Consider the following 12,003-nt stretch of genomic DNA (forward strand, 5'->3'; position numbering starts at 1 on the left):
GCGTTTTTGTATCTGAGCTATGCTCAAATACATTGCAGATACAAAAAAGCGAAGCTACTTATCCAAATAGGTATCAGTATCTTCGCTTCTTACATTGCTCTGCCAGTCTAACGACGAGACCTCCTCGTTACACTAAGCAACTCACAACTATAAACCTGCTAGCATTTCTGCTGATGGTGCAAAGAAGTATGCACCTGTCACTGCAGAGGTAAAGCGTAGCATTTGATCTGTTTTGCCATCAATCTCACCGTACATGCTTTCTAGCATTGTTTTAAAGTTATGCTGTGTATGACAGTAAGCAATGAATAGCAGACCATGGTCACCTGTTACAGAGCCATACGGTAGACTGTGACGAACAATCTTAAGCCCTTTGCCTTCTTCTTTAATATCGACACGACCAACATGAGATTGAGCGGGAACATCCTCAAGCTCAATAGAGTCAGGCTTAGTACGACCAATCACCTTCTCTTGTGCTGCTACGTTCAAACGATTCCAAGCCGGTAAGTTGTGTACAAAACGCTGTACCATCACAAAACTACCACCAGCAAAATCGCCATCTTTAATCACCGCAACCTCTTGGCGAGATTCATCGGTTTTCGGGTTTTCAGTGCCATCAATGAAATCAGTCATGTCACGCGCGTCAAGATACTTAAAGCCATAGGTTTCATCCATGACTTCTACATCTGTAGCAATTGGCGTTAAGAACTGACGTAATAAATAGAAGTTAAGATCATGACGACTTGCATTAACGTGAAGTAGAATATCGCCACCCGTTGCCGGTGCCACAATATCCCCTTGTCCTAGCGCTTTAAAATCTTCAAAGTTTTCAGGGCAACCTCGATCTAGCGATGTCCAAAAAGCTTTACCAAATGCAACACTCGCACGTAAATTGGCGTCAATCTGCTGTGTATTCAAACTTTCAACAACAGAGTGAAGACGCTTACATTGCTCAAGTACAGCGTGTTTGTCACCAATCACTTTCATGACAACATACAGCGCAAATGGTCCCGCACTAGGGATTATTGCAGGCTGAGCGATAGACATATTTATCTCCCGAATATTTATTGCTAAGACATTCTTAATTATTGATTATAAAGCCAATTATCAATAACTTCCAGAACACAGTCAGTCATCACATAGGTAGCGATAAAACCTTTACACAGCTGACTGGTTTTACATATATTACTCGCGGCTTTCTCTTTGACTGACGATGTTTCATATTGTGAACCACATTCGACTTACCATATTACTCTTACTAACTATATTTGCTAGCGCAAGCGATGGTGCAACTGAAACTGTCTCTTTACAGTTACGTTGGTCACACCAAGCGGAATTTGCAGGATTTTATATGGCGAAAGAGCATGGGTTTTACCGAGATATGGGGCTTCACGTTACCATTCACCCTGGCGGTAACGGACAGAGTGCACTAGGATCTGTGCTTAACCGTGATGTGGATTTTGGGGTAGGTAATACCGAGGTTTTGGTCGCTTATAGCCAAGGGTTACCACTGGTTGCACTCGCGAATATTTATCAACGCTCCCCTTCTGTTTTAATCACCAAAAAAAACGCTAGGATCGACTCGATTAAGCAGCTTGCTGGCAAGCGTATTATGATGTTTGGTGGTAACGAAGACGCAGAACTCATTGCGATGCTTACCAAAAATGGGGTTGGCATTAATGATTTTCAGCAAATAAAAACCAGCAGTAACATTAAGGATTTACTTACAGACGAGGTGGATGCTTATAGTGGCTACCTGACCAATGAGCCTTTCTTGTTAAACCAACAGGGAATAGAAACAACTATCTATGATCCTACGGATTATGGGATCTACTTTTACAGCGATATCATATTCACTCATCAAGATCTCATTGCCAAGCGTCCGCATGTCGTTAAAGCCTTTCGTGCTGCTAGTTTAAAAGGCTGGGAATACGCACTAAAAAACCTACCTGAAACGCTCGATGTGTTAGAAACATACGACACAGGTAAAAGTCGTGCCTTTCTCTACAGTGAATTATTAGCCAGTAAAACAATGATCATGCCAGATCTGGTTGAGCTGGGTCATATGAATATTACGCGTTGGCAGGGCATTGCTGATGAGCTGTATCACCTCAATATCATCCCTTCTACTCATATTGATGATAAGTTTATCTTTCCGCTACAAGAGTTGAACCAGTACCTTCAACTTAAACCTTGGCTAAATATTATCGCTGTACTTTTTATCTTATGTTTAATGGCACTTGGGTATTATTTGTGGATTAACCATAAACTCAAGCAAGAGATAAGTCGCCGCATCCAATCGGAAGAAAAAGCAGAAAAAATTGCACGCAAAGACATGCTTACGGGGGTTGCCAATCGCTATGCTTTAATAGAAACCCTTCACAAAACAATAAATAGCAAAGCGATTCAACAATCCCCGCCTGCTTTACTATTTATTGATCTCGACAACTTCAAAATCGTCAATGATACCTTTGGCCACCAAACGGGAGATCGAGTACTTCAGCAGTTTTGTTTTCGAATGAATGGGTTATTGCAAGGGTCTGCTTTCTTCGCTCGCTTAGCAGGCGATGAGTTTATTATCTTAATGACAAAATCCAGCGCAGAAGATGTCGACACCTTGATCAACAAGATCACCGAACAGGCAGAAAAACCGTTTGTGATTGGTGGTAATACTGTCTCTATCGGAGCCAGTATTGGGGTTACTTATTACCGCAATGGTGACACACCTGAGTATTTCCTTTCACGCGCTGACAGCCATATGTACGGCAATAAAAAACGCTCCCGTCAGGAGCGCTTTAAAGAAGTGATATAGACAGCTAAGCCACGTTTTGAGTTATACCGATGTCACTTCAATTTGTAATTTCACTTGCTGATTTGCATCGTCATCGACCGATTCAAATGAAGCTGGGGTGTTTAAACCCGTTGATAATGTTGGCGCAATAATCGTTCTCCAACCACCATCATCTAAGCGCTCTTGCACTTTAAAGGCAATTTTCAACTCTTCTGCTGAAACTTCTAACAACTCAGCACTGCCGACAAGCTCTCGGCGTGTAGTGCCTTGCTCATCAGTATCAAAAAATACAGTTTCTTCGCCTGGTAGCAAGGACAGCGATGTATTAACGGTTTGCTTGCTGTCTGCACCCGTTAATTCAAAATTGACATCCAATAGCCAGTCAGCCATTGCTAACGGGCTTAGTAGCGCACTGAAAAGGACTAGCCCTTTACTCCATTCGTTCATTTGCTTTACCTCTCTAAAGGTTTATCTGCAAAAGTATTCTTCACACGCGTGCTTCTGAGCAAATACATAGTCAGCCAAGCTGTAATGACGATCATTACGCCATTAGGCCAACTAAACACACCTTGTGTCATGAACAAGTGATACGTTTGCAATAAACAATCTGACAAATAAGCGGCGAGTAATAATAATTTTCCGTGCCGCCATATATAACTGCTTATTTTATTATGCTTATGCCTTTGCCCACTGAGCCAAGCTAACAATATGCTTGGTAACCCTAGCAGCAGGCCAACATAGAGACTTTCTTTTATTGGATAGAATAGAGTGAGCAGCTGTGATCCCTGCTGACGACTGGCTCCTGCCATCACAAACACAATCCAGGCTTTAGCGCTAAACGCTAATGTCAGCCATAACATTGGAGAAGGCTTTAACAAACCATGCTCATCATAAGCACTAAATGAATACCGCAAAATTGCTCCTACTTACCACGGGTGTCTTGCTATACCTATGTCTAAGCTATGGTGGCGCAGTACTCTATATTCAACCCAACATTAAGTTTGTCGTAGCACCATAAATTATCCAGTACAAATAAAAACCCTACTTTTGTAATTCTGTGGTGCATCGCACTCTTTCACTTAGTAAGTTGTAGCTTAGATCACAAATTTTGAGTAAAACTTTCAATAAAAATGAATTTTAGACATAAGTAACAGATTTATCACCGAAGAATAAAACACAGCGCAATTACCCTCTTAGGCATTTAAATTCAACAGCTTATATAAAAACCACGAGGTGTGAATAATATTTCAGCTTATATTAATTTGTTGAAATATTCCTACATAACCACAAAATATCCATCACCCTTCTCCTTCTCCTATTCAATGAAAATTCACGTATAATTAGCACCAATGAGCACTAACCTTATGGATTTCAATGACTAACTCAAAGCAACGTCAAGCCCCATCGCAAGAAACACAAGACGAAGCACTAAAAATTGCACGTGCAACCCAAAAGACAGGTCAGACAAAAGAGCAGACAAAATTAATAGCTCAGGGTATTCAGAAAGGCATTGAGCAGTACAAGAAACAACAAAAATCGAAAGCACGTGAACGTGATAAACTGCGTAAGAAACAAGCTAAAGACAACAATACATCAGCAGTAAAAACAGAAGAGGCTTCAACAGCCCCACAGATTGAATACAAGCAGCATTGGCTACCTTGGGTATTACTGGTCGCCTCATGGGGTGTATTTGCCTTCTATCTGCTAGGGTAATATCAAGAAGTTATAGCTAACACTGTATCTCTATGCGAATCGTGTTCCGTTAGTCAGCGTCATTACAAGGATCTGTATGAAAAAGTACTTAGTTCGACTCCCTTTGCTCGCAACTTTCACATTACTGCAAGCATGTTCTAATGCCGATAGCGTCGATATCGCAAATCGTACAGGCTTACCTTGCAAGGATAAACCTAATTGCGTCTCTACCTCTGATGAGCGCGCTGAGTATCATCTTGCAGTATTTGACCTATCAGAAGCAGGCAGCAGCAATTGGCAGCAAATTGAAGAAATTGCTTTAGCGTTACCAGGGGCTCGATTAGGCGCGCGATCTCAGCAGTATATTCGCGTCGAATGTGTCAGTAGCGTATTCAAGTTTGTTGATGATTTTGAAATTCACCAAGTAGGTAGCAAGCTACAAGTTCGCTCAGAGTCCCGAACGGGCTACTCTGATTTTGGCGTAAACCGTGAACGTGCTGATACATTTAGGGAGCAATTACGCCAAGCGAAGCTGCTTATCGATTAGGAGGGGGCGTACTTGCTAATACAGCCCCATTCAATGTAGAGCATTTATCTATTAAACAGGTTTAGCAAAAAACAAATTGGTAATAATTCTCATTTAGATCTATAGTGTTTCCATCAACATATTTAGATGGAGCTCATCATGGATCGACCAACATTTCTTGTTTTTAGCTTTATTGGTTTACTCCTAATGGCGATGCTGCATCTAGGCGAAATTTGGCTTAACCATGACACCTTGAATGTGGCGCATTTCATTTTAGAGTGGCTACCGCTTTATACCGTCTGGATTATGCTTCTTGTTATTGGGCTGTTTAAGCGTATATCTACCACACAACCACCTCATGTACACCCATAATAGCAACCATAAAAAAACCACGCCAAATGACGTGGTTTTTTAGTTTTGTAAGCAGATACTATGCTATCAAGCGTTCTTATCTTTACCTAAAGACAACAACCAAATTGAGATAGCGGCAACCGCAGCAAAGCCTGATAAGATGATTACTGGCATTGCGGCATAACCAAGTACATGCCAGATAATCGACTCTAAAGTACTCATCGCTCATTTACCCCTTAGTTATTACCAGCCTTCAACATCTTTCATATCAGGCAGTTTATGTGCAATACCCTTGTGACAGTCTACACATGTTTTATCGCCTGAAGCCAATGCTGTCGAGTGCTGTTTAACACTGCGAGGACCTTGTTCTGAGAAATCCATGTAATCGAAGTTATGACAGTTACGACACTCTTGTGAGTCGTTATCTTTCATACGCTTCCATTCACGATGAGCTAAATGACCTCGGCGCTCTTGGAATTTTTCTTCCGTGCTGATTGTCCCCATCGCAAATGCTACTAGCTCTTTAGACGCTTGTACTTTACGTACAATTTTATCCGTCCAATTATGCGGTACGTGACAGTCAGAACAAATTGCACGTACACCAGAACGGTTAGAGTAGTGGATAGTTTCGCGGATCTCTTTAACGATAGGCGCGTGACAACCTGAACAGAACTCTTCGGTGTTTGTTGCTTCCATGCCGGTGTTAAACGCGCCCCAGAAAGCTAAACCACCAATAAACCCCATAAACAACACTAAACCAACAGCCACCTTACTTGGTGATGTCATTCGGCGCCAAAACGCCTTTAATATGTTCATAAATGCCCCTTTTATTCCACGCTGTCGCGTAATGCATCAACACGCTCAAAGGTGTTGCCAACTAAAGGCTTAGCATCAGCTTGGGGAACGTGGCACTGCTGACAGAAGTAACGACGAGGCGATACATCTGAAAGTACTTGGCCTTCACGGGTCTCATAGTGAGTAACACTAATTTTTGTAGCGCCCATTTCTTTCGCGTTCTTCCAGCTATGGCACGATAAACATTTATTCGCATTCAAAGATACTTCGTAGTTACGAATAGTATGTGGAATAAGTGGTGGCTGATAAACATAATCGCTATCGATCACACCTTGGTCACGCGGATAACGTTTAAAGTCATCAGCAGGACGTGTTGTTTCAAGCTCACTTGCACCGCGAAGTGATTCTACTCCGCCAATACCGCGCTCAAACTGAGCATCGTTACTGTGCGCAATACCTGTGAATAAAAGCCCTACCGTCATAAGGGCAAGCATTAATCGTTTCATTCTTTTCTCCGCCTATCATGGCTAAATTCGAGGCTAATCTCCTGCCCTTTCAGCAAGGGCAGGATTGGCTAATCAATTACGCTACTTTTGTAATTTTGATTGGACACTTCTTGAAGTCTGTCTGTTTAGACAGTGGATCCGTCGCATCCAGAATCAACTTGTTAACCAAAATACGCGCATCAAAGAACGGTACGAAAACCAAGCCAACAGGCGGACGGTTACGACCTCGCGTTTCAACGCGACAGCGTACTTCACCACGACGAGAAGCTAGATTCACTTCATCACCGCGACGCAGACCACGTGCTTGCGCATCATCAGGGTGGATGTAACACACAGCATCCGGTACTGCTTTATATAGCTCAGGAACACGACGTGTCATCGTACCTGTATGCCAATGCTCTAGAACACGGCCTGTACATAGCCACATGTCGTATTCTTTATCTGGCATTTCTGGCGCAGGCTCAAACGGTGCAAAGATAATATTTGCCTTACCATCACCGTGGCCATAGAAACGGAAGCCTTCACCCGCAGGGACATATGGATCTGACCCTTCAGCGAAACGCCATTTTGTTTCTTTGCCATTCACAACCGGCCAACGTAGACCACGTACTTGGTGGTAAACATCGTATGGTGCTAAATCGTGTCCATGGTCACGACCAAACATTGCGTACTCTTCAAACAGACCTTTCTGTAAGTAGAAGCCTTGTGCTTTTGCATCATCGTTCAGCTCTTGCGCTTCAGATAGCGGGAACTTATCAACTTGGCCATTACGGAATAGTACTTCGTACATGGTTTTGCCACGGTATTCAGGTTTCTGAGCAAGTAACTCTTCACCCCATACTTCTTCAATTTTGAAGCGTTTAGAGAATTCCATTAGCTGCCAAAGGTCAGATTTCGCATCACCTTGAGCTTCAACTTGTTGGTACCATGCTTGTGTACGACGCTCTGCGTTACCGTAAGCACCTTCTTTCTCTACCCACATTGCAGTTGGCAAAATAAGGTCAGCTGCTTGAGCTGTTGCCGTTGGGTATGGGTCTGAACATACGATAAAGTTCTCAGGGTTACGGTAACCCGGTAGACGCTCTTCGTTAATGTTTGGACCTGCTTGCATGTTGTTATTACACATTACCCAGTAAGCGTTTAGCTTGCCGTCTTTTAGCATGCGATCTTGTAAGACAGCATGGTAGCCAGGTTTTGGTGGGATAGTACCTTCAGGTAGCTTCCAAATACCTTCTGCAATCGCACGGTGCTTAGGATTCGCAACTACCATATCTGCAGGTAAACGGTGTGAGAAAGTACCTACTTCACGTGCGGTACCACACGCCGATGGTTGACCTGTTAGTGAGAACGGGCTGTTACCTGGAGTAGAAATTTTGCCTGTTAGTAGGTGAATGTTGTACACCAGGCTATTCATCCATACGCCACGCGTATGTTGGTTCATACCCATAGTCCAAAGTGACATGACTTTGGTATTTGGATCAGCGTATTGCTTCGCCATCTCAAGCAGTTTCTCTTCCGAAACGCCCGACATTTTCGATGCTTTTTCTAAGGTGTACTCGGCAACAGATGCTTTGTACTCTTCGAAATTCATCGCGTGCATTTTGCCCGAGTTTGCATGTGCCGCTTTTTGTTGCAACGGATGCTCATCACGCAAGCCATAACCAATATCGGTTTCTGCACGTTTGAAGTTAGTGTGCTTGTTAACGAAATCCCAGTTAACCGCATCGTTTTGAATGATGTAGTTGGCAATGAAGTTCGCAATCGCAAGGTCTGTTTGTGGTTCGAAGATCATACCGTTATCAGCCAACTCAAATGAGCGGTGATAGTAAGTAGAAAGCACGTTTACTTTAACATGTGGGTGACTCAAACGACGGTCAGTAATACGTGTCCACAGAACAGGGTGCATCTCAGCCATGTTTGAACCCCACAGAACAAATGCGTCTGCGTTTTCAAAATCATCGTAACAACCCATAGGCTCATCGATACCGAAAGTACGCATAAACGCACCTACAGCCGATGCCATACAGTGACGCGCATTCGGGTCGATGTTGTTAGAACGGAAACCTGCTTTCATCATTTTTGATGCAGCGTAACCTTCCATTACTGTCCATTGACCTGAACCGAACATACCCACACTTGTTGGGCCTTTTTCTTTCAGGGCGTCTTTCCACTTCTCAGCCATGATGTCGAACGCTTGATCCCAAGAGATCGGCGCAAAGTCACCATTCTTATCAAACTTACCATCTGTCATACGCAGCATTGGGGTTTGCAGGCGATCTTTACCGTACATGATCTTAGATAGGAAGTAGCCTTTGATACAGTTCAAGCCCTTGTTTACTGGCGCTTCAGGATCACCTTGTGTTGCCACAACACGACCATTCTGCGTACCGACAAGTACTGAACAACCTGTACCACAAAAACGACAAGGTGCCTTGTCCCACTTAATTTTAGTTTGGTCAGAGCTAACGATTAGGTTAGTTGCTGACGCAGGCAGGGTAATACCCGCAACAGCAGCGGCTGATGCTGCCGCGTTTGCTTTCACAAACGCACGTCGTGTCATTTTCATGAGTCGTCCTCAGATTGCGAATCGAAGTGTTCAATTTGGTGATACACTAAAAAAGTGATTAATACGTTTTCTAAGTTATTGATTTTATCTATTGTTTCCGTCACGTAGCCCTGATTTTCCGTTTCAAGTACTACAATGATTTTTCCCTCTTCACTCTCGCCGTGTATTTCTGTGTTTGGCATGTCTAAGATCTGAGCTTTAACGCTTGCTAGGGACTCAGGCTTAACATGCACCACAAGGCTAGAGATATGTACTTCATCCAGCGCCATATGCTATTTCTCTTCTTGTTGGCTGGTCACCATGGTTATGGCTGACGTTGGGCAAGTAGCAACACATGCCCCACAACCATTACAGATATCCAATTCAAAAGCAGGCTGCGCGACACCACCTGCCTGTAACTTAAATCGAATGGCTTGTACTTCACACATGTCACCGCAACTGCGGCACTCAACATTGTTTTGAGCTAAACATTGTTGATTTACCTGTGCTTTTACATCCCACGCTGATTCCGTTGTAGGGCGGAATAACGACTCAGGACATGCTTGCGCACACAAAGTGCAGAAGGTACATTCACCACGATTAAAATCGACGGTAGGAAAACCACCATCGCCTTTTACAATAATTTCGGTTTCACAGGCTGAAAGACATTTGTTGCATCGTGTGCAGTTATCTACGAAAGTGTCCTCGTCAACAATCCAAGGCATCCTTGGTAGTGCTGGGGTACGACGCCGAGATAATAAGTTTCGCCGTCCACGATCAAACATCAATTGCTACCTCAAATACGCACTTATGAAATAAGATGAACAGATATTGGCTGGCAATAATCAATAGGTGTATTAAAAGGTATTAATGCCCTTAGATACTGTTCATAATTGCTCATTATTCTTCACGGCAAGTTTAGAACTCTTAATAAATGCTTAAATACCCAGTTAGGGTTAATTAACTGTTTTATTTGTTTTGGATCAATAAACTGAAATGACAACCCTCACACTATTTAGCTTACAATTGCATTAACGAACGCATTGTCGATTTTTCGACCAGCCATCAATCACTACTAAAAAGAATAGAACATAAGGATGCTGCGTGCAGAATAGGCCACAAAAGCCCGTCACAACCACCATTGCTCGTGCCATGTTGGCCATATTGCTACTCTCGATTGCCACCACCAGCTTTGCTTTACTCACCCTTGCATCGAGTTTGAATGATGCCGAGGCCATCAACGTCTCTGGTTCACTGCGGATGCAAAGCTATCGATTGGCATACGATATCCAAGCTGAATCCCCACTTTTCGATGATCACCTTGACCAATTTGAGCAATCGTTATTTTCACCTTCCATGGCCGCCCTTGAGCATTGGACTGTGCCCGCCGATATTCAGCGCCACTACTACAACCTTATTGATCGCTGGGAGAGCCTAAACCCATCACTGGCCACCGAAAATGAGATGCGCTTCGTGCATGAAGTCGCAACCTTTGTCGATAACATTGATAGATTCGTGTTTGAGTTACAGGAATTTTCAGTCATAAAACTGCAAATATTATCGATAACAGGTGGGGTTGGCCTGAGCCTGATTTTGGTGATAGCACTTTTTACCATTCACTTTACCCAGCGTAAAATCGTCAGCCCACTGAACCAGTTAGTTGCTGCGAGCCAGCAAGTACAAAGTGGTAATTTCGATGTAAAGATCGAAGTGAAGAGTGATAACGAACTTGGCATTTTAGCGGAAACTTTCTCGAAAATGGCTGCAGAGTTAGGCAAACATTACCGTAATTTAGAACAGTCGGTGAATGAAAAAACACGCCGATTACGTCACGCAAATGAATCATTACAAGTGCTATATAATTGCTCCCAAGAGCTATCAGTTACACGTCTAACCACTCAGAACTTTAAGAACATGCTCGACACGCTGGTTGAGATAGAAGGGTTAACGGCAGTCACATTAACGATTGATGAAAGTAATGGTGCTGAAACCGTCATAAAAGCAGGCATAGCCACAGAGCGGCACTGGCATCACCGCGATCTGATGCTTGATGGTCAAATTTTGGGACAGCTGTCTTGGCAAGAAACATTACCCTGTCCTGATCATGCATTAATTGATAACGTCTCTCGGCTATTAGGGCGAGGTATTTACTATAACCGCGCTCAAAAGCAGGCAGATCAATTACTATTAATGGAAGAACGTGCCACCATAGCACGTGAGCTTCATGATTCGCTGGCGCAGTCACTGTCTTATCTGAAAATTCAGGTCACATTATTAAAGCGTCAGCTAGCAAAGCAAGAGCATGAGCACGCGGAGCAGATTATTGCGGAAATAGATAACGGCTTATCTGGCGCATACACCCAGTTACGCGAACTATTAAGCACTTTCCGCTTAACCATCAAAGAAGCTAACTTTGGTGAAGCTCTGGTTGAAATGATGAAGCCGCTAGATGAGCAAAGCGATGCCATGATCATCGTCGATAACCAATTATCGTCGCTTAATCTTGATGCGCACCGCCAAGTACACTTATTACAGTTGATCCGGGAAGCCACACTGAATGCCATCAAACACGCGCAAGCTGATGAAATCATCATTACTTGCCAACAACAAGATGAACAGGTCAACATTACGATCTGTGATGATGGCTTAGGCTTCGATCAAAGTAATGAAAAACTCAACCATTACGGATTGGCTATTATGGCTGAACGGGCTGATCGCTTAAATGGTAAAGTAACAATAACCTCAGAGCCAGAGCAAGGTTGCTGCGTTACACTCAGTTTCTTGCTAACGCCATAAGGAT

Annotated in this window: 14 protein-coding genes; 5 read left to right on the forward strand and 9 right to left on the reverse strand. The window is 43.3% G+C overall.

Annotated elements, in window-relative coordinates:
* Positions 1-147: 147 nt before the first annotated feature.
* Positions 148-1,044, reverse strand: coding sequence for a Dyp-type peroxidase (locus tag OCU77_RS12965; RefSeq protein WP_048898182.1), 897 nt, complete (start codon positions 1,042-1,044; stop codon positions 148-150).
* Positions 1,045-1,348: 304 nt separating this feature from the next.
* Here OCU77_RS12965 and OCU77_RS12970 point away from each other — a divergent pair, with 304 nt between their 5' ends.
* Positions 1,349-2,809 carry a GGDEF domain-containing protein gene (locus OCU77_RS12970; protein WP_160314703.1) on the forward strand — a complete coding sequence of 487 codons (1,461 nt, stop codon included), beginning with the start codon at positions 1,349-1,351 and terminating at the stop codon, positions 2,807-2,809.
* A 21-nt stretch (positions 2,810-2,830) separates the two neighbouring features.
* Here the strand turns inward: OCU77_RS12970 and OCU77_RS12975 are convergent, their stop codons facing one another.
* Positions 2,831-3,235, reverse strand: a complete 405-nt coding sequence (locus tag OCU77_RS12975; RefSeq protein ID WP_048898180.1) for a hypothetical protein — start codon at positions 3,233-3,235, stop codon at positions 2,831-2,833.
* 5 nt (positions 3,236-3,240) lie between these two features.
* Complete coding sequence (locus tag OCU77_RS12980) at positions 3,241-3,666, reverse strand: DUF2919 domain-containing protein (protein WP_239685903.1); 426 nt, start codon at positions 3,664-3,666, stop codon at positions 3,241-3,243.
* Positions 3,667-4,162: 496 nt separating this feature from the next.
* Here OCU77_RS12980 and OCU77_RS12985 point away from each other — a divergent pair, with 496 nt between their 5' ends.
* The 3 genes from OCU77_RS12985 (at position 4,163) to OCU77_RS12995 (ending at position 5,378) form a co-directional block, all read left to right on the forward strand.
* Positions 4,163-4,501 (forward strand): DUF2956 domain-containing protein, encoded by a 339-nt coding sequence (locus OCU77_RS12985; RefSeq protein ID WP_048898179.1) that lies wholly within the window; start codon positions 4,163-4,165, stop codon positions 4,499-4,501.
* A gap of 76 nt (positions 4,502-4,577) precedes the next feature.
* Complete coding sequence (locus tag OCU77_RS12990) at positions 4,578-5,027, forward strand: DUF1499 domain-containing protein (protein WP_084711744.1); 450 nt, start codon at positions 4,578-4,580, stop codon at positions 5,025-5,027.
* A gap of 138 nt (positions 5,028-5,165) precedes the next feature.
* Complete coding sequence (locus tag OCU77_RS12995) at positions 5,166-5,378, forward strand: hypothetical protein (RefSeq protein WP_048898178.1); 213 nt, start codon at positions 5,166-5,168, stop codon at positions 5,376-5,378.
* 66 nt (positions 5,379-5,444) lie between these two features.
* On the opposite strand, the gene OCU77_RS13000 is transcribed toward OCU77_RS12995, so the two are convergent.
* From OCU77_RS13000 to napF, 6 genes are all read right to left on the reverse strand, one after another.
* Entirely contained in the window at positions 5,445-5,579 is a 135-nt protein-coding gene (locus OCU77_RS13000) for a TIGR02808 family protein (protein WP_084711743.1), read from the reverse strand.
* 21 nt (positions 5,580-5,600) lie between these two features.
* Positions 5,601-6,173 carry a NapC/NirT family cytochrome c gene (locus OCU77_RS13005; protein ID WP_048898177.1) on the reverse strand — a complete coding sequence of 191 codons (573 nt, stop codon included), beginning with the start codon at positions 6,171-6,173 and terminating at the stop codon, positions 5,601-5,603.
* 11 nt (positions 6,174-6,184) lie between these two features.
* The gene (locus tag OCU77_RS13010; RefSeq protein ID WP_048898176.1) at positions 6,185-6,658 is read right to left on the reverse strand and encodes a nitrate reductase cytochrome c-type subunit; all 474 of its coding nucleotides are present in this window, start codon (positions 6,656-6,658) and stop codon (positions 6,185-6,187) included.
* A gap of 76 nt (positions 6,659-6,734) precedes the next feature.
* Positions 6,735-9,224 (reverse strand): periplasmic nitrate reductase subunit alpha, encoded by a 2,490-nt coding sequence (gene napA, locus OCU77_RS13015; protein ID WP_107302753.1) that lies wholly within the window; start codon positions 9,222-9,224, stop codon positions 6,735-6,737.
* Positions 9,221-9,493 (reverse strand): chaperone NapD, encoded by a 273-nt coding sequence (locus OCU77_RS13020; protein WP_048898175.1) that lies wholly within the window; start codon positions 9,491-9,493, stop codon positions 9,221-9,223. Before OCU77_RS13020 ends, napA begins: the two co-directional genes overlap by 4 nt.
* Positions 9,494-9,496: 3 nt before the next feature.
* Entirely contained in the window at positions 9,497-9,988 is a 492-nt protein-coding gene (gene napF / locus OCU77_RS13025) for a ferredoxin-type protein NapF (protein WP_048898174.1), read from the reverse strand.
* Between the two features lie 319 nt (positions 9,989-10,307).
* On the opposite strand from napF, the gene narQ reads away from it, so the two are divergent.
* Positions 10,308-11,999, forward strand: a complete 1,692-nt coding sequence (narQ, locus tag OCU77_RS13030; RefSeq protein ID WP_048898173.1) for a nitrate/nitrite two-component system sensor histidine kinase NarQ — start codon at positions 10,308-10,310, stop codon at positions 11,997-11,999.
* Positions 12,000-12,003: the final 4 nt, after the last annotated feature.

Origin of the sequence: Photobacterium swingsii, from assembly GCF_024346715.1 — a bacterium.
Taxonomy (GTDB): domain Bacteria; phylum Pseudomonadota; class Gammaproteobacteria; order Enterobacterales; family Vibrionaceae; genus Photobacterium; species Photobacterium swingsii.